Origin of the sequence: Phenylobacterium sp. (genome assembly GCF_046291545.1) — a bacterium.
Taxonomy (GTDB): Bacteria; Pseudomonadota; Alphaproteobacteria; order Caulobacterales; family Caulobacteraceae; genus Phenylobacterium.
This window is the reverse complement of sequence record NZ_JBKBSM010000002.1, coordinates 479,346-496,541: the sequence shown is the minus strand read 5'-3', so window position 1 is coordinate 496,541 and position 17,196 is coordinate 479,346. Positions and strand designations below refer to the sequence as shown.

General features: G+C 70.7%; 18 protein-coding genes. 10 read left to right on the top strand and 8 right to left on the bottom strand.

What is annotated here, in order from left to right:
• Positions 1 to 94 precede the first annotated feature (94 nt).
• From ACK4YQ_RS08915 to ACK4YQ_RS08900, 4 genes are all read left to right on the top strand, one after another.
• Positions 95 to 1,879, top strand: a complete 1,785-nt coding sequence (locus ACK4YQ_RS08915; protein ID WP_409610460.1) for a tetratricopeptide repeat protein — start codon at positions 95 to 97, stop codon at positions 1,877 to 1,879.
• A gap of 44 nt (positions 1,880 to 1,923) precedes the next feature.
• Complete coding sequence (locus ACK4YQ_RS08910; RefSeq protein ID WP_409610458.1) at positions 1,924 to 2,361, top strand: primosomal protein; 438 nt, start codon at positions 1,924 to 1,926, stop codon at positions 2,359 to 2,361.
• Between the two features lie 179 nt (positions 2,362 to 2,540).
• Positions 2,541 to 3,410 carry an AAA family ATPase gene (locus ACK4YQ_RS08905; RefSeq protein ID WP_409610456.1) on the top strand — a complete coding sequence of 290 codons (870 nt, stop codon included), beginning with the start codon at positions 2,541 to 2,543 and terminating at the stop codon, positions 3,408 to 3,410.
• Positions 3,411 to 3,491: 81 nt separating this feature from the next.
• On the top strand, positions 3,492 to 4,313 hold the full coding sequence (locus ACK4YQ_RS08900) for a hypothetical protein (RefSeq protein ID WP_409610454.1): 822 nt from the start codon (positions 3,492 to 3,494) through the stop codon (positions 4,311 to 4,313).
• Between the two features lie 7 nt (positions 4,314 to 4,320).
• Here ACK4YQ_RS08900 and ACK4YQ_RS08895 read toward each other — a convergent pair whose 3' ends face one another.
• Both ACK4YQ_RS08895 and ACK4YQ_RS08890 read right to left on the bottom strand, forming a co-directional pair.
• Positions 4,321 to 4,695: a hypothetical protein gene (locus ACK4YQ_RS08895; RefSeq protein WP_409610452.1), complete on the bottom strand. Its 375-nt coding sequence runs from the start codon at positions 4,693 to 4,695 to the stop codon at positions 4,321 to 4,323.
• 21 nt (positions 4,696 to 4,716) lie between these two features.
• A complete protein-coding gene (locus ACK4YQ_RS08890; RefSeq protein ID WP_409610450.1) occupies positions 4,717 to 5,529 on the bottom strand; it encodes a universal stress protein in 813 nt (270 codons plus the stop codon).
• A gap of 125 nt (positions 5,530 to 5,654) precedes the next feature.
• Here ACK4YQ_RS08890 and ACK4YQ_RS08885 point away from each other — a divergent pair, with 125 nt between their 5' ends.
• Genes ACK4YQ_RS08885 through ACK4YQ_RS08875 form a run of 3 tightly spaced genes read left to right on the top strand, consistent with a single transcriptional unit; the run spans position 5,655 to position 7,822 of the window.
• Positions 5,655 to 6,299 (top strand): YfbR-like 5'-deoxynucleotidase, encoded by a 645-nt coding sequence (locus ACK4YQ_RS08885; RefSeq protein WP_409610448.1) that lies wholly within the window; start codon positions 5,655 to 5,657, stop codon positions 6,297 to 6,299.
• A gap of 4 nt (positions 6,300 to 6,303) precedes the next feature.
• Positions 6,304 to 6,813, top strand: a complete 510-nt coding sequence (locus tag ACK4YQ_RS08880; protein ID WP_409610446.1) for a tyrosine phosphatase family protein — start codon at positions 6,304 to 6,306, stop codon at positions 6,811 to 6,813.
• A gap of 22 nt (positions 6,814 to 6,835) precedes the next feature.
• A complete protein-coding gene (locus tag ACK4YQ_RS08875) occupies positions 6,836 to 7,822 on the top strand; it encodes an NUDIX hydrolase (RefSeq protein ID WP_409610444.1) in 987 nt (328 codons plus the stop codon).
• Here ACK4YQ_RS08875 and ACK4YQ_RS08870 read toward each other — a convergent pair.
• The 3 genes from ACK4YQ_RS08870 to ACK4YQ_RS08860 all read right to left on the bottom strand — a co-directional run bounded on the left by ACK4YQ_RS08870 (position 7,758) and on the right by ACK4YQ_RS08860 (position 9,865).
• Entirely contained in the window at positions 7,758 to 8,705 is a 948-nt protein-coding gene (locus ACK4YQ_RS08870; RefSeq protein ID WP_409610442.1) for a sterol desaturase family protein, read from the bottom strand. The genes ACK4YQ_RS08875 and ACK4YQ_RS08870 overlap by 65 nt on opposite strands.
• Positions 8,702 to 9,121: a hypothetical protein gene (locus tag ACK4YQ_RS08865; RefSeq protein WP_409610440.1), complete on the bottom strand. Its 420-nt coding sequence runs from the start codon at positions 9,119 to 9,121 to the stop codon at positions 8,702 to 8,704. The genes ACK4YQ_RS08870 and ACK4YQ_RS08865 overlap by 4 nt, the downstream gene beginning before the upstream one ends.
• Before the next feature lie 207 nt (positions 9,122 to 9,328).
• Positions 9,329 to 9,865, bottom strand: a complete 537-nt coding sequence (locus ACK4YQ_RS08860; RefSeq protein WP_409610438.1) for a porin family protein — start codon at positions 9,863 to 9,865, stop codon at positions 9,329 to 9,331.
• A 249-nt stretch (positions 9,866 to 10,114) separates the two neighbouring features.
• Here ACK4YQ_RS08860 and ACK4YQ_RS08855 point away from each other — a divergent pair, with 249 nt between their 5' ends.
• Positions 10,115 to 11,233 (top strand): beta-ketoacyl-ACP synthase III, encoded by a 1,119-nt coding sequence (locus ACK4YQ_RS08855; RefSeq protein ID WP_409610436.1) that lies wholly within the window; start codon positions 10,115 to 10,117, stop codon positions 11,231 to 11,233.
• Here ACK4YQ_RS08855 and ACK4YQ_RS08850 read toward each other — a convergent pair.
• On the bottom strand, positions 11,230 to 11,760 hold the full coding sequence (locus tag ACK4YQ_RS08850; protein ID WP_409610434.1) for a GrpB family protein: 531 nt from the start codon (positions 11,758 to 11,760) through the stop codon (positions 11,230 to 11,232). The two genes, ACK4YQ_RS08855 and ACK4YQ_RS08850, sit on opposite strands and share 4 nt — an antisense overlap.
• Positions 11,757 to 12,944: a M48 family metalloprotease gene (locus ACK4YQ_RS08845; RefSeq protein WP_409610432.1), complete on the bottom strand. Its 1,188-nt coding sequence runs from the start codon at positions 12,942 to 12,944 to the stop codon at positions 11,757 to 11,759. The genes ACK4YQ_RS08850 and ACK4YQ_RS08845 overlap by 4 nt, the downstream gene beginning before the upstream one ends.
• Positions 12,945 to 13,096: 152 nt before the next feature.
• Here ACK4YQ_RS08845 and ACK4YQ_RS08840 point away from each other — a divergent pair, with 152 nt between their 5' ends.
• Together ACK4YQ_RS08840 and ACK4YQ_RS08835 are read left to right on the top strand one after the other, a co-directional pair.
• On the top strand, positions 13,097 to 13,750 hold the full coding sequence (locus ACK4YQ_RS08840; protein WP_409610430.1) for a DUF6134 family protein: 654 nt from the start codon (positions 13,097 to 13,099) through the stop codon (positions 13,748 to 13,750).
• A gap of 81 nt (positions 13,751 to 13,831) precedes the next feature.
• Positions 13,832 to 14,380 carry a hypothetical protein gene (locus ACK4YQ_RS08835; protein WP_409610428.1) on the top strand — a complete coding sequence of 183 codons (549 nt, stop codon included), beginning with the start codon at positions 13,832 to 13,834 and terminating at the stop codon, positions 14,378 to 14,380.
• Positions 14,381 to 14,489: 109 nt separating this feature from the next.
• On the opposite strand, the gene ppdK is transcribed toward ACK4YQ_RS08835, so the two are convergent.
• Complete coding sequence (gene ppdK / locus ACK4YQ_RS08830) at positions 14,490 to 17,186, bottom strand: pyruvate, phosphate dikinase (RefSeq protein WP_409610426.1); 2,697 nt, start codon at positions 17,184 to 17,186, stop codon at positions 14,490 to 14,492.
• Between the last annotated feature and the right edge of the window lie 10 nt (positions 17,187 to 17,196).

The following is a 17,196-nucleotide window of genomic DNA, read 5'->3' as shown; positions in this document are numbered from 1 at the left end:
CCGCTCGTTGCCCGGGCGGCTCCACTCGCCATTAGCAGACCGTTAAGCATGATTTTTCAAGCTTCCGCCGACTCTCAGCAAGACGAGGTGGCGCGTGGGCGCGGAAAACGACCTGGCGCGGCCCGGTGCGCGCGATCCCAAGGCCATCGTCCCGGCCGGCGACAGCGCCTCGGCGGATGCGATCCGGCGGCTGCGCAAGGAGCTCGCCGACGCCCGCGCCGCCAAGGCGGCGGTCCCGCACCTGAACGCCGCCCTCGCCGCCGTTTCGGCTCATCAGTTCGACCGCGCCGTGAAGGCCTGCCGCCAGGCCCTGCGCCACGATCCGCGCAACGACCTCGCCCATCACGTCCTCGGGATCGCCTTCGAGAAGCTCGGCGACTGGGCCTCCTCGCTGGACGCCTACGAGAAGGCCCTGGCCCTCAAGCCGGACAGCCCCGAGATCGCTAACGACTTGGGCCGCTTGGCTTTTCGCATGCAGATGTTCCCCCAGGCCGAGGCTCTGTTCCGCTACCACCTGGCCGCCCGCCCCCATGCGCCGGAGAGCTCCAACAACCTGGCCTGCGTGCTGCGCGAACAGATGCGCTACGACGAGGCGATCGAGGTGCTCAAGCCGGCGATCCAGGCCGCGCCGGACCGGCCCCTGCTCTGGAACACCCTGGGCACCATCATGTCCGACATGGGCGAAACCGAGCAGGCCGCGGTCTTCTTCACCGAGACCCTGCGCCTGGACCCGGGCCACCTGAAGGCCCGCTACAACCGCTCCAACATCCTCTTCGCCCTGGGCGACACCGAGACCGCCCTGGAGGACTGCCGCAGCGCCATGGAGGCCACCGAGGCGCCGGACGAGCGGGCCACCATGGGCCTGGCGCTCTCCACCATGCTTCTGGCCAGCGGCGATCTGCCGCAGGGGTGGGAAGCCTACGAAGCGCGGCTGTCGCCCCACTTCCACGACCCGATCCATTTCCTCGTCAACCGGCCCCAGTGGCGGGCGTTCGACGACATCCAGGGCCGCCACCTGCTGCTGATCGGCGAACAGGGCCTGGGCGACGAGGTGCTGTTCGCCAACATGCTGGACGACGTGCTGCAGGCCCTCGGCCCCGGCGGCCGGCTGAGCCTTGCGGTCGAGCGCCGGCTCGTCCCGCTCTTCCAGCGCTCGTTCCCACAGATCCAGGTGGGCGCCCACCACACCTTCAAGCGCCACGGGCGCAACATCCGCTCGGTGCCGTGGATCGGCGACTGGGCCGACGTCGACCTGTGGGCGCCCCTCGGCCAGCCCCTTCGCCAGTTCCGCCTGTCCCTCGAGGCGTTCCCCGAGCGGCCCCAGGGCTTCTTCAGGGCGGACCCGGAGCGCATCGAGCATTGGCGCGGCCAGTTCGCCGCCGCCCCCGGCCGCAAGATCGGCCTCGTCTGGACGAGCATGCTGATCAACTCCTCGCGCCGGAAGTACTTCTCGCCCATCGACCGCTGGGGGCCGATCTTCGCCACCCCGGGCGCGACCTTCGTCAATCTGCAGTACGGCGACTGCAGCGCCGACATCGACATGGTCCGGCGCGAGTTCGGCGTGGAGATCCTCCAGCCCCAGGACATCGACCTGAAGATGGACCTGGACGACGTGGCCGCCCTCGCCAGCGCCATGGATCTCGTGATCGGCCCGGCCAACGCCACGTCGAACCTCGCCGCGGCCTGCGGCGTGCCCACCTGGCTGATCTCCACCCCCGGCGCGTGGACCCAGCTCGGGACCGACCGCTACCCCTGGTACAGCCAGGCGCGGATGTTCTCGGCCGAGGCGTTCGGCGACTGGGATCCGGTGATCGCCCGCATCGCCGGCGCGCTTTCGGACTTCGTCGGCCAGGGAACGCGCGCCGCCGCCGCCGGTTGAATCGGCCAGGGCGCGGCTTTGCGCCTGAACCGAGGGAGCGATCCATGCCGGATCCGAGGCCGGAAGCCGAGTTCGAGTCGCAGGACCAGGCCGAGACCTACGACGAGACCAACTACAGCGAGGACGACGAGTTCACGACCCTCGAGGAGTTCGAGGACGTGCTCGACGTCACCCAGGCCGAGGGCGACGACGACGAGGACGAGTTCGACGAGGATTCCTTCGACGACGACGACCTCGAGGAGGACGACGACGAGGCCCACTTCCGCGCCGCCATCGTCGACGAGGAGGAGGACGAGGACCTCGAGGACCGCGACGAAGCCTTCGCCGCCGACGAGATCGACGGTCTGGAGGAGGTCCGCGACGCCGACGGCGCCACCGGCGGCGAGGACGACTTCACGAACTTCCAGTCCCGCGACCTCGACGACGACGACCTGCGCAACCTCGGCTACCTGAACGGCGCGGGCGGCTCCCGCCGCGGCTGATCCGGCGCCTCCCCTGCGGACGATCGACGCCGCGGCCCGCTGCGGCCGCGTCGACGCGGCGGCTCGCCCTGCGCCGCGGCGTTCAAGCCGCTTGAATATGGCGCCGCGGCCTATAGTTTGACGGCAGTTGAAACAATTGTTCGAGCGCGGACCGATACGTCCGCCGACAGGGAGCCCTGATGAGCACGCGATTTGAAGGCACCGACGATTACGTCGCAACCGAGGATCTCAAGGTCGCGGTGAACGCCGCCATCGCCCTCGAACGGCCCCTGCTCATCAAGGGCGAGCCCGGCACCGGCAAGACGGTCCTGGCCTATGAAGTGGCCAAGGCGCTGGGCGCCGACCTCATTACCTGGCACATCAAGTCCACCACCAAGGCGCACCAGGGCCTCTACGAGTACGACGCCGTCACCCGCCTGCGCGACAGCCAGCTCGGCGACGAGCGGGTCAAGGACGTCCGCAACTACATCAAGAAGGGCAAGCTCTGGGAGGCGTTCACCGCCGAGAAGCGCCCGGTGCTGCTGATCGACGAGATCGACAAGGCCGACATCGAGTTCCCGAACGACCTCCTGCAGGAGCTCGATCGGATGGAATTCTACGTCTACGAGACCAACGAGACCATCAAGGCCAAGGTCCGGCCGGTGGTGATCATCACGTCGAACAACGAAAAGGAGCTGCCGGACGCCTTCCTGCGCCGCTGCTTCTTCCACTACATCCGCTTCCCCGAGGCCGAGACGATGAACGAGATCGTCGAGGTCCACTATCCGGGCATCAAGCAGAAGCTCGTCGCCGAGGCGCTGCGCATCTTCTACGACATGCGCAAGGTGCCGGGCCTGAAGAAGAAGCCCTCCACGTCCGAGCTGCTGGACTGGCTCAAGCTGCTGATGGTCGAGGACATCGACGGCGACGCCCTGAAGGAAAAGGATCCCACCAAGCTGATCCCGCCCCTGCATGGCGCGCTGCTGAAGAACGAGCAGGACGTGCACCTGTTCGAGCGCCTGGCCTTCCTGGCCCGTCGCGAGGGCGCCGGTTCGCGTCCCGGCCAGTAGCCCCGGCTTAACGCGAATTCACTCGACCTAGGCGAGGCCTCCGGCCACCGTTCAGCCATGAACGGGACCGGAGACCTCTCCATGAAGATGCTTACGGCGACCGCTGCGGCGGCGCTCGCCCTGGCTGCGGCCGGGTGCACCGCCGGCGGCCACAGGCCGATCAGCCGGCTCGACTGCCCGGACGCCGAGGACGGTCTGAAGCGCGTCAGCCAGGCCGCCGACGGCAAGTCCTGCGCCTACGTCGCCGAGGACGGCGCCGAAATCACCCTGAAGCTGATCCCCGTCAGCGGCGGCCTCGACGCCACGCTGAAGGGCCTGGAGGACGAGATCCGGCGCGACGTGGCCGCCCACGCGCCGCCGGTGAAGGACGTGGCGCAGGCCGAGACCGCCCCCAGCCCCAAGGCCGCCTCCGCCGCCGCGGCGGCGGTCGCCCAGGCCGAGGCCGATTCGGCGCCCGCCGCCCGCAAGCCCCTCTCTCCCGAGGCGCAGGCTGAGGCCGAGGCGGAAGCCGCCGACTGGGCCGTCGAGGACGAGGGCGGCGACGGCCGCACCCGCGTCGACCTGCCGGGGGTGCACATCGTCGCCGACGAAAGCGATGACTCCGCGCAGGTGCGCATCGGCCCGCTGCACATCGACGCCGACGGCGAAGGCGCCGAGATCCGGATGCGCCGCGACGTGCGCCTGAAGGGCGAGGCCCTCTCCCGCGAGAAGCGCGGCGTGCGCGCCACCTTCCTGCTCGCGGGCGACCAGCTTCCGGGCGGCGGCTACGCCGGATACGAGGCCGGCGGCCCGCGGACGGGTCCGCTGGCCGTCGCCATCGTGCGGGGCCAGGACAGCGGCGGCGACCACGACCATGTCTATGACGCGGTCAAGAAGCTGGTCCGCCGCAACGGCGGGGTCTGAGCGGGGCTCAGTCCACCGGCCGCACCTCGACCACCTTGTAGGTCAGCGGCCGGCCGTCCTCGTCGGTCACGGTCACGTACTCGCCGACGGCGAAGCGGTGCTCGCCCAGGCGGTGGACCGGCTCGTCGTCCTCGGTGTCGCCGGCCTCATAGTCGAAGAACCAGCGGGCGCCGCGGCGGGCCAGACGCCCGTCGCTCGGGTCTTCGTCCGGCGCGAACCGCCGGACCGTGCATTCCCCCCGCGCCTTGGCGTAGGCGGCCTCGTCCAGGTGTCCGTCGGGCGTCAGTGGCGCTATGAGGGAATAGCCGCGATGGTCGTCGCCGCCGGCGAACTCGGTTCCGGGATTGCGGGCGAGCCGCATCACGATGCGCGAAAGAGGCATGTCGTGCGCCTTGGACTGGGATCAGTGGGACAGGAAGAGCGACGGTTCGTCCGCGTTCAGCAGCGAGCGCGTCGTGCCGCCGAAGATGAACTCCTGCAGCCGCGGGTGGCCGAACGCGCCGGCCACCAGGACGTCGGCCCCGGCCTTCTGGGCCGCATAGAGCAGGATCGGCGCGGCGTCGCCGGAGTCCGGCAGGATCTCGACCTCGGACTTGACGCCGCGGGCCGCGTAGTAGGCCTGCAGCCGGGCAGGGTCGAAGCTGCGCGAAGTGGCCTTCGGCGCCGACAGGATCACCACCTTGGAGGCCTTCTCCAGCAGCGGCACGGCCAGGCGCGCGGCGCGGGAGGCTTCCTTGCCCCCGTCCCAGGCGACCGCCACCGCCGAGCCGACCTTGAGGCCGCGGCGGCCCACCACGATCGGGCGCTGCTCGTCGGCGAGCATCTGCTGGAAGGCCTCGGCCAGGGGGCCGCGCCCCCGCGCCGGGTCGTCGCCGAACACCACCACGTCCGACAGCCGGCTCTCCGCCGACAGGCCCGCCCACACCGGAGTCTGCAGCGAGATGAAGCTCTTCCTGGCATAGGGGCAGGCGTCCATCGCCGCCTTGGCGCTGGCCTCCCCGGCCATGGCCGCCTCCCGCAGGGATTCCAGGGCCGTGGTCTGCACCCCGCCGAGGAAGCCCTCGCCCATCCAGGGCATGACGTCGGCCACGTCGGCGGGGGTGTAGACGCCCGCCAACTCCGCGCCGAAGGGTTCGGCCAGCGCGGCCGCCGCCGAAATCGCCGCCGCGTCGCCCGCTCCGCCGGAAAGCGGCGCCATGATTCGAGCCCAGCTCATCTGTCTCCCTCTCTTGGTTGGGGACAGTGCGTCTCAGGAGCACGCACTGCGTTGATCTTTCTCAAGCCGTCCGTCAGTTCACAGCCGGTGCGGTTGGCGACCTTGACTGTGAGAGGAACGCTTCGGTGAGAAAAGGGCTGCGTAAAGGAAAAAGCGAACCGCGCGCCTGGCAGCGCATGCTGTCGGGACGGCGGCTGGACCTCTTGGACCCCTCCCCCATGGACATCGAGGTGGAGGACATCGCCCACGGACTGGCGCGCGTGGCCCGCTGGAACGGCCAGACGGTGGGCGAGCACGCCTTCTCCGTGGCCCAGCACTCGGTGGTCGTGGAGGAGATCGTCGCCCACGTGCAGCCGGACATCGAGCCCAGGTGGCGCCTGGCCGCCCTGCTGCACGACGCCTCCGAATATGTGATCGGCGACATGATCTCGCCGTTCAAGGCCGCCCTCGGCTACGACTACAAGGCGTTCGAGGAGCGGCTGGAGACCGCCATCCACGTGCGCTTCGGCCTGCCGGCGAAGACCCCCGCGGCGATCAAGAAGCTGATCAAGCAGGCCGACCGCGCCTGCGCGTTCTTCGAGGCCACCCAGCTCGCCGGCTTCACCCACGAGGAGGCCCTGTCGTTCTTCGGGGCGCCGCCGGCCGGCTACGTGCTGCACATCGAACCGCTCTCCCCCGGCCAGGCCCAGGAGCGCTACATTCAGCGCTATCATGTGCTGTCCGAGGCGGCGGGATTCGCCCCCGTCCCGGCCGCGTTCGATACGGAGTGAGGGCATGACGATCATCGTCTGCGGATTGGGCGACGTGGCGGCCACCCTGGCGGCGCGCCGGCCTTCGCACATGGTCACCCTGCTCGATCCGGCGACCATGATCGCCACCCCCGGCGGGCTGCAGGCCGAGCGCCACCTCAAGCTCGCGGTCAACGACATCGCCGAGCCGGCCGAGGGCCTGGTCCTGCCCAGCGAGGAGGTCGTGCGCCAGCTCCTCGAGTTCGGCCGCGGCTGGGACGAGGCCGCCCCCATGCTGATCCACTGCTGGGCGGGGATCAGCCGCTCCACCGCCAGCGCCTTCGTCCTGGCCTGCGAGCGCAATCCCGAGGCCGACGAGGCCGTCATCGCCGCGGCCATGCGCCAGGCCGCCCCCCACGCCTATCCGAACCGCCGCATCGTTGCCCTGGCCGACGACATGCTCGGCCGCCGCGGCCGCATGGTCGACGCCGTCGAGGCCATGGGCGACTACGACTACCTGGTGGCCGCGCCCTTCGACTTCGCGGTCCGCTACTGATGTCCGCCCGCCCCGCGCCGCCATGAGCCAGTCGATCGTCATCGGCCTGTCGGCGGTGATCGTCGCGATCCGCGACGGCGAGGCCATGGTCCTGACCGTGCGTCCGCGCGACGCCGCCGGGCGCGCCTCCGAGCTGGCCGGCCTGCCCTTCGGCCCCTTCGATCCGCAGGCCCACCGCACCTTCGAGCTGGCCCTGCGCGCCTTCGTCACCCAGCAGACCCGCTTCGAGCTCGGCTACGTCGAGCAGCTCTACACCTTCGGCGACCGCGGCCGCGAAGCGCCGGTGGCCAACATGGGGCCCGACGCCGCCGCCGCCCGGGTCGTCTCCGTCGGCTACCTGGCCCTGACCCCGGCGGCGGTGGAGACCCACGCGCCGGACACCGAGTGGTCCTCCTGGTCGCGCTTCTTTCCCTACGAGGACTGGCGGGGGGGACGCCCCCGCGTGCTGGCCGTGCTGGAGACCGCCCTGCGCCGCTGGGCCTGCGCCAGCCGCGGCGCCGAGGCGGCCAACCGCCTGGCCCGCGCGCGCCTGGCCTTCGCCCTGGACGACGCCCCCTGGAACGAGGAGCGCGTGCTCGAGCGCTACGAGCTGCTCTACGAGGCCGGCCTCGCCCCCGAAGCCGCCCGCGACCGCGGCGAGAGCTGCGGCGCGGTCTCCGAGGAGCTGGCCGCCGCCGTCGGCGAGCCGATGATCTCCGACCACCGCCGCATCCTGGCCACCGCCCTGCAGCGGCTGCGCGGAAAGCTGAAGTACCGGCCGGTGGTGTTCGAGCTGATGCCCGAGGCCTTCACCCTCTCGGCCCTGCAGCGGGCGGTGGAGGCGATCTCCGGCGTGCCGCTGCACAAGCAGAACTTCCGCCGCGCCCTGGAACGCACCGCCCTGGTCGAGGGCCTGGGGCGCCTGGACGCCGACACCGGCGGCCGCCCGGCCGAACTCTTCCGCTTCAGGCGCGAGATGCTGAGCGCTCGTCCGGTGTCGGGGCTGAGCCTGCCGCTGCTTCGGGATTAGCCGCCGCCCACTCGGCCTTCAGCATCGCCGAGGTCTGCCGCGAGCCGTCCGGGCTCCAGCCGGGCGGGCCGAATAGGTAGCCGATCACCTCCCGCGGCGAGCGCGATCCGATCAGGTCGCGGCCGATCGCCGCCCATTCGTGCAGCGCCACCCGGATCGGGTTGAAGGTCGCCAGGTTCTTGACGATCCCGTAGCGGCACGGCTCCGCCCCGTCCTCCGGGATGAAGGTGCCGAACAGCTTGTCCCAGACGATCAGGATTCCGGCGTAGTTGCTGTCGAGGTAGCGCGGGTTGCGCGCATGGTGCACGCGATGGTGCGAGGGCGTGTTGAACACCGCCTCGAACCAGGCCGGCGTCCGGCCGATCGCCTCGGTGTGGATCCAGAACTGGTAGACCAGGCTGATCCCCTTCTGGATCGCCACCATCGCCGGCGGAAAGCCCAGGAAGCTCAGCGGCAGCCACAGCAGCCAGGTCCCCGCGGCCCCGCCGGTCCAGGTCTGCCGCAGGGCCGTCGACAGGTTGTAGTGCTGGCTGGAGTGGTGGTTGACGTGGGCCGCCCACCAGAACCGCCGCTCGTGGCTCAGCCGGTGGAACCAGTAGTAGGTCAGGTCCTCCAGCAGGAACACCGCCACCCAGGCCCAGGCCGCGGTCATCGGGACTTCGAACAGCCGGTGCTGATAGGCCCACAGGCTCGCGCCGAACACCGCCCCGGCGGTCGCCAGGCCCGCCACCGTGCTGCCCAGGCCCATGGTCAGCGACACCAGGGTGTCGCGCGGCTCGTAGACGACCTTGGCCTTGCCAAGCCGCCCGAGCATCACCTCCAGGATGATGGCCAGGATGAAGAACGGCGTCGCCAGGGCGACGGGATCGAACCCGGCCTTCACGCGGCGCGGTCCTTGGCCGCCAGGCCGCTCGCGCCCAGGTCCTTGGGCGGCCAGGCCTCCAGCGCCAGCACCGCGCGCGGCGCGGCCGCCTCGCCCAGCTCCACCTTCAGCCGCCCGTCGCGAAAGCTCGAGGCCAGCGCCAGGGCCCAGGGCACGCTGCGCCCGGCGTAGCCGTCGCCCACCCGGCAGATGATCAGGGCCGCCGCGCCCGAGCGCGCCAGCGCCCCGGCCCCGTCGGACGACACCCACACCCCCTCCAGCGCCCGGCCGGGGAACTCCTCGGCGATCAGCGCGCGCGCCCGCGCCTCGTCCAGCGGCGGCGTCGGCCGGGCGATGCGCGCCCAGGCGACCAGCAGCACCAGCCCCCCGACGGCGGCGGCCGAGGCGGCGAACTGGATCAGGAATTCGGTGTTCAAGGCGATCCTCCCGCGCACAGCGTCAGCGCAACGGGGGCTCGGGTCAAGAAGAAGCCCTCCCTGTCGCAGGGAGGGCTTCCGGGCCGGAACCCAGGGCTCGTCCATGGGCCCGGCCGTCACGCGACGGGGCGTGATACGCATCCCCGCCGCGCTTTCACGCGCCGGCCCGCTTCGGGGAGCCGGCCGGCGCGCTAGGCGGACGCCGGGCTAGAACTGGTGCACGTAGCCCAGCGAAACCACGTCGGCCTTGTCGTCGCTGTGCAGGAACTCATGGCGCGTGTAGTCGGCGCGCACGCCGTTCTTGCCGTCGAAGAAGTACTGACCGCCGACGCCGTAGTTCCACGACTGGTTGCGATCGCTGTCCGGCACGCCGGCGAGCTTGGTCTTCACCTTGGTGTCGCCGTAGCCGACGCGGGCGTAGAGGTCGGCGTTCTCGCCCACCGGCAGGAAGCCCACGCCGTAGACGCCGGCCTGGTGCTTCACCGAATTGTCGGCCTTCAGGCCGCCGACCCAGGTGTCGTCGCTCTTGGCGCCAAGGCCGAGCTCGCCCTCAACGCCCAAGTATTGCCCAAATCGCGCGCCGATCCGGCCCTGCACAGTCCCCAGGTCGGCCCCGCCGTCATAGTCCCCCTGCGAATAGCCGAGAGAAGCGTAGCCTTTAGGCGACATGTCCTGCGCGTTCGCAACAAACGGAGCGCCGGCCATTACAGCGGCGGCGGCAGCGGTGACGATGAGAGTTTTCATTTTTTCTGTACTCCTACTCAGACTCATTTGTCCCCCTGGCCCACAGACCTGTGCCCCCCAAACGGGGCGGGAAGGAGTCGGTTCGCAGGCCATCCCCAGGCGATCGGCGGATGTGACACTTCGGCCACATCGGCGATGACGGCGGCGCAGGAAGTGCTATCAGTCGCCGCTCGGGATGCGGCGGTTTGCGCCCGGCGCTGGGTGAGCGCCCCGCCGCGCCCGGACGTTTTCAGCTAGAGGATTTCGTCCTTGTCCAACGCCGTCATCGCCGCGACCGGGCTCTACACCCCGCCGCTGACCCTCTCGAACGCCGAGCTGGTCGAGACCTTCAACACCTATGTCGAGCGCTTCAACGCCCGCAACGCCGAGGCGATCGCAGCGGGCGAGGTCGAGGCGCTGGTCCCCTCCTCCGTCGAGTTCATCGAGAAGGCCTCGGGCATCAAGTCGCGCCACGTGATCGACAAGGCCGGCCTGATCGACCCGGAAATCATGCGCCCGATCATTCCCGAGCGGCCCAACGAGGAGCTCTCGATCCTGGCCGAGATCGCCGTCGCCGCGGCGCGCCAGGCGATCGAGGCCTGGGGCAAGCCCGCCAGCGAGATCGACGCGGTGATCTGCGCGGCCTCCAACATGCAGCGCGCCTATCCGGCCATGGCCATCGAGGTGCAGCAGGCCCTGGGGATCGACGGCTTCGCCTTCGACATGAACGTGGCCTGCTCCTCGGCCACCTTCGGCGTCAAGACCGCGGCCGACTACATCGCCGCCGGCGCCCGGGCGGTGCTGATGGTCAATCCGGAGATCACCTCCGGCCACCTGAACTTCCGCGACCGCGACAGCCACTTCATCTTCGGCGACGTGGCCACCGCGGTGATCGTCGAGGCCGCCGACCGCGCCGCCCCCGGCCAGGGCTGGGAGATCCTCGGCGCCCGCCTGAAGACCGTCTTCTCCAACAACATCCGCAACAACTTCGGCTTCCTCAACCGCGCCGACCCGGACGGCGTCGGAAAGCCCGACAAGCTGTTCGTCCAGGAGGGCCGCAAGGTGTTCCGCGAGGTGGTGCCGATGGTCTCGGAGATGATCCTGGCCCACGCCGCCGACCTCGGCCTCGACCCGGCCGCGCTCAAGCGCCTGTGGCTGCACCAGGCGAACATCAACATGAACGACCTGATCGGCAAGCGCGTCCTGGGCCGCGACCCTTCGCCCGAGGAGAACGTGATCATCCTGGACGAGTACGCCAACACCTCCTCGGCCGGCTCGATCATCGCCTTCCATACGGCCAGCGCCGACTTCGCTCCCGGCGAGACCGGCCTGATCTGCTCGTTCGGCGCGGGCTATTCGGCCGGCACGGTGTTCGTCAGGAAGCGCTAGCCCCGCGAGCGCGCCGTCGCCGTCACCGCCTGCACGAACGCGGTCTTGCCGTCGGTGTAGGCGGCCCGGTCCTTCGTATGGCGGGCCGCCAGCTCGACCTTCAGCGCCTCATAGGCCAGCGCCAGCGCCCGGTCCGCCCGCAGGGCGTCGCGGAACGCGAGGCATGTGCGCCACTCCGGGCCCTCGTGGGGCACGACATGGCAGATGTGGGTCCGCGCCGCCCCCAGTCCGAATATGCGGTGGCCAGGCACGCCGCCGTCGCCGGCGTCCTCATAACCCAGGGCGACCATGGTCGGCGAAAAGGTGTCCGCCTCCTCCAGCCGCGCCACGCCGACGAGCAGGTCGATCACCGGCTTGGCCTTGATGCCGGGGATGGAGGTGCTGCCATAATGCTCCAGCCCCAGCACCCGCGCCCCCAGGGCCGAGCGGATCCGCGCCGCCTCCGCCGCGAACAGCGCCGGCCAGTCCGGATGCGGCGGGGTCAGGAAGACCTCGCCCTTGGGCAGGCCGGGCAGCGCCGCGCTCACGGCGTCTCCGGCGTGGGGTGCGCCGCCTTCCAGTCCATCGCCCGGCGCACCCGCCGGCCGACCGCCGGGTGGTCGTAGAACAGCACCTCCTCCAGCCGCGAAGGGGTGGCCGCCCGGTATTCCACCGTCTTCACCAGGGCCTGGGCCAGGCCGTCCGGCTCGTTCACCCGCTCCAGCGAGAACCGATCGGCGTCCGCCTCGGCGATGCGCACGATCGAGTTGGTGATCGGCTGGCTGACCAGCGCCAGCACGGTGATGATGATCGAGATCACCGGAAAGCCCGCCGGGTCGGTCAGCCCCTGCACGCCCTGCGCGCCGGTCAGCCGCAGCACCGGCTGGAACAGCCGGTCCACCAGAAAGAAGGCGGCCAGGCCGAGCAGGCCGTAGGCCGCCGCCATCCACAGGGCGTGGCGATGCACGTAGTGGCCCATCTCGTGGCCGACCACGGCCCGGATCTCCGCCATGTCCGCGCCTTTCTGGAACATCACGTCGCTCATGGCGATCCGCGCGGTTCCGCCCAGGCCCGCCACATTGGCGGTGTAGCGGTTCGACTGCTTGGAGCCGTCGTAGATCATGATCTTGTCGGACGGCACGCCGTTGGCCTGCGCCATCGCCACGATGGCGTCGCGAACCGGCCCCGGCGGCGCGGGCTTGTAGTCGTTGAGCAGCGGCAGCACCAGCACCGGCGCCAGCACCATCACCGCCACGAAGAAGCCGGCCGTCACCCCGCCGCTCCAGATCCACCAGGTCCGCGGCGCCCGCCGCATCAGCGCGTAGATCAGCGCCAGCATCAGCACCGTGACGACCAGCGAGATCACCGCCACCAGGGCCCACTCGACGAACCATCCGGCGAAGGCGCGGTCGGTCATTCCATAGGCGCGCTCGCGCCACCAGTCGGCGTAGACCGTCCAGGGCAGGCCCAGCGCCGCCTCGATCACCCCGTCCACGAACAGCACCGCGAACACCGCCAGCCAGGGATGCGGGCGCTTGCGCTCGATCCCGGCGCGCAGCCGGACCAGCACGCCCGAGCGCAGCACCAGCCAGGCGATCGCCACCGCCGCCAGCGCGCCCCACAAGGACAGCCAGTGGCCGCCTTGGGTGTAGGCCTGGGCCTTTTCGTGCACCTGCGGCGGCAGTTGCGCGAGATAGGCGGCCGTCGCCGCGGCCGGATCGAACTGAGCCATACGCCCTCCCCCTGTTCAGCGCCGCAGGAGGCCAGACTTCGCTGGCGATGTCAGGTGAAAAGCCCGCAATGCCGCGGCGCGCGCGGGACGCATCCGCGGGCTCCGCCGCCTCGTAATCCGGGCAAGTCGCACCACCACCGCAGGGACGCCCCGTGCCGCCTTTGGACCTTTCCCGCCGCGCCCTCCTCGCCGCCGGCCTCGGCCTGGCGGCCCCCGCCGCCTGGGCTGCGCCGCCCGCCGGGGGGCGGCTGGCCTTCGTCGTCCTGCGCAACGGGGCGGTGGTGGGCGAGCATCATATGACCTTCGCCGGGTCCGCGTCGGCCCCCCGCATCGTCACCGAGGTCGAAATGGCCATCAGGCTCGGCCCGGTTCCGGTCTTTCGCTACCGCCACACCGCCGAGGAGCGCTGGTCCGAGGGCCGCTTCGCCGCCCTGGAGACCCGAACCGACGCCAACGGCCGCCGGCGCGCGGTGGAGGCCCGCCGCACCGAGGCCGGCGTCCTCATCGAGGCCGACCGCGCCCGCATCGCCGCCCCCGCCGACGCCGCCCCGCTCACCCACTGGAACAGCGCCGTCCTGCGCGGCCCCCTGTTCAATCCCCAGGAGGGCAAGCTCCTGCGCCTCACGTCGCGCCGGGTCGGCGGCGAACGCATCGCCCAGGCCGGCGGCCCGCCCGTGGAGGCCGTGCGCTGGTCCCTGCGCGGCGACGCCGAGATCGACGACTGGTACGACGGGTCCGGTGTCTGGGCCGCCCTCAGCGGCCGCCTGCCCGACGGCTCGACCATGACCTACCGGCGCAAGGCGTGACCGGCTGCTCTGAGTCGAAAATCCTTGACTCTGGGCAAGATTGATGTTCTTGTTTTGTTCATGTGTGCGGCGCCCATCGAGATGACCGAACGGCAGGGCCGGGTGCTGTCCGAGCTCTGCGACATGGGCCTGGAGCTGACCCGCAAGCTGCACCGCATGGCCATGGACTGTGAGGACGCCGAGGAGGCCCAGCGCCTGGCCGCCGCCTTCCATCGCCTGTCCCGATCCGTGCGCCAGACCCTGGCCCTGGAAGCCCAGCTCGAGCGCCAGGCCCGCCGCGACCTTCTTGAGGCCGAGCATCGGGCCGAGGCGGCCCGCGCCCGCCGCCTCGAGCAGCGCACCGACCAGGCTGACGCCCGCCTCACCCGCCTCATCTGGACCGAGGCCGACCCCGCCGAGGCCTACCAGCTGCACAGGCTGATGGGCGTGCTCCTCGCCGACGAGGCCGCCCAGGACCGCTTCCTCGAGGGCCCGCTTACGGCCGTCATCGACCGCATCCGCGAAGACCTCGGCCTCGGCCGCGAGGCCGAAGACGACGAGGACCTGGAGCCTCCCCCTCTGGGGGACCGCGAGGCGGCGGCGGGGGCGCGCCCGCCCCCACGCCAGCCGGACCTCCACAGCTCCGCCTGAGCCGGCCGAACGGGAACGTCGGCCCCCGCGAATCCCCGGCGTCACCTATGACCAGCGGCCATCCCCCGCCCCCAGCCGGGGCGCGGGGCGCCGGCGCGCGGGCCGGGTCCTAGCGGTCCTTTTCCCGTTCGCCGATGGCGGCCTGGGCGGCCGCGAGGCGAGCGATCGGCACGCGGTAGGGCGAGCAGCTCACATAGTCGAGGCCGACGCGCTCGCAGAACTCGATCGAGGCCGGGTCGCCGCCGTGCTCGCCGCAGATGCCGAGCTTCACGTCGGGGCGCTGGGCGCGGCCCCGCTCGGCGGCGATGCGGATCAGGTCGCCCACCCCGTCCTGGTCGAGGCTGACGAACGGGTCCTTCTCGAAGATGCCCTTGTCGATATAGGCGTTCAGGAACCGGCCGGAGTCGTCGCGGCTGATGCCGAAGGTCGTCTGGGTCAGGTCGTTGGTGCCGAACGAGAAGAACTCGGCGTGCTCGGCCAGGTCGCCGGCGCGGATCGCGGCGCGGGGCAGCTCGACCATGGTGCCGACCATGTATTCGATCTGCATGTTCTTCTCGGCCAGCACTTCCTTGGCGGTGCGGTCGGTGAGCTGGCGCAGGAACCGCATCTCCTCGCCCTTGGCCACCAGCGGGTGCATGATTTCCGGGATCGGCGCGGCCTTGCCCGAAGCGGCGATCTCGCAGGCCGCCTCGAAGATGGCCCGCACCTGCATCTCGTAGATCTCAGGATAGGAGACGCCCAGGCGGCAGCCGCGGTGGCCGAGCATGGGGTTGGTCTCGTGCAGCTCGCGCGCCCGGCGCCACAGCTTGGCGGCGTCCAGGCCCGTGGCCTCGGCCACCGCCTTCACGTCCTCTTCGGTGTGCGGCAGGAACTCGTGCAGCGGCGGGTCCAGCAGGCGGATCGTGACCGGCAGGCCTTCCATGATGGTGAAGAGCTGCACGAAGTCGGCCCGCTGCATCGGCAGGATCTTGGCCAGGGCGGCGCGGCGGCCGCGCTCGTCGTCGGCCAGGATCATCTCGCGCACGGCGGCGATCCGGTCCTCGTCGAAGAACATGTGCTCGGTGCGGCAAAGGCCGATGCCCTCGGCGCCGAACTGGCGGGCGGTGCGCGCGTCCAGCGGCGTCTCGGCGTTGGCCCGCACCTTCAGCCGGCGGGTCTTGTCGGCCCAGGCCATCAGGGCGGCGAAGTCGCCCGACAGCTCCGGCTCGATCATCTTGACCGCCCCGCTCAGCACTTCGCCGTTGGAGCCGTCGATGGTGATGATGTCGCCGGCCTTGAAGGCGCGGCCGCGGACGCGGAATTCGCGGGCCTTCTCGTCGATCAGGATCTCGCCGGCGCCGGACACGCAGGGCCGGCCCATGCCGCGGGCGACCACCGCCGCGTGGCTGGTCATGCCGCCCCGCGCCGTCAGGATGCCGCGGGCCGCGTCCATGCCGCGGATGTCCTCCGGGCTGGTCTCGTCGCGCACCAGGATCACCGCCTCGCCGGCCGAGCCGAGCCGTTCGGCCTCCTCGGCGGTGAACACCACCTGGCCGGTGGCCGCGCCGGGCGAAGCCGGCAGGCCCTTGGCGATGACGTCGCGCTCGCTGGAGGGGTCGATGGTGGGGTGCAGGAGCTGGTCGAGCGAAGCCGGCTCGACCCGCATCACCGCTTCTTCCTGGCTGATCACGCCGTCGTTCGCCAGGTCCACGGCGATCTTCAGCGCGGCCTTGGCCGTGCGCTTGCCGTTGCGCGTCTGCAGCATGTAGAGCCGGCCCTGTTCGACCGTGAACTCGATGTCCTGCATGTCGCGGTAGTGCTTCTCCAGCGTCTCGACCACGGTCTTGAACTGGGTGAACACCGCCGGCAGCGCCTCTTCCATCGACGGCGCCTTGTCGCCCATCTCCTCGCGGGCGGCCTTGGTCAGGGCCTGCGGCGTGCGGATGCCGGCCACCACGTCCTCGCCCTGGGCGTTGATCAGGAACTCGCCGTAGAGACGGTTCTCGCCCGTGGACGGATTGCGGGTGAAAGCCACGCCGGTGGCCGAGGTCTCGCCCATGTTGCCGAACACCATGGACTGCACGTTCACCGCCGTGCCCCAGCTTTCGGGGATGTCGTGCATGCGGCGATAGAACTTGGCCCGGTCGTTCATCCAGCTCGCGAACACCGCGCTGATCGCGCCCCAGAGCTGGGCCTGCGGGTCCTGCGGGAACGGCTTGCCGAGGTCGGCCTCCACCGCCTTCTTGTAGTCGGCGACCACCCGCTCCCAGTCCTCGGCCGACAGGGCGGTGTCGATGGTGACGTCCAGCCGCTCCTTATGCTCGTCCAGGATCTCCTCGAACATGTGGTGGTCCAGGCCCAGCACCACGTTCGAATACATCTGGATGAAGCGGCGGTAGCTGTCGAAGGCGAAGCGGCGGTCGCCGGAAAGCTTGGCCAGGCCGTCGACGGTCTGGTCGTTGAGGCCGAGGTTCAGGACGGTGTCCATCATGCCCGGCATCGAGGCGCGGGCGCCCGAGCGGACCGAGACCAGCAGGGGATTGGAGGCGTCGCCGAAGCGCTTGCCGGTCAGTTCCTCGACCCGGGCGAGGCCGGCGGCCACCTGTCCGTCGAGGTCGGCCGGATAGGTGTTCCCGTTCGAATAGTAGTGCGTGCAGCACTCGGTGGTGATGGTGAAGCCCGGCGGCACCGGCAGGCCCAGCGAGGACATCTCGGCCAGGTTCGCGCCCTTGCCGCCCAGCAGGTTCTTCATCGAGGCGTCGCCGTCCGCGCCGCCGCCGCCGAAGGCGTAGACCCATTGCGTCTTGGTCAGCGTCTGCGTCGTCATCTTCACGCCT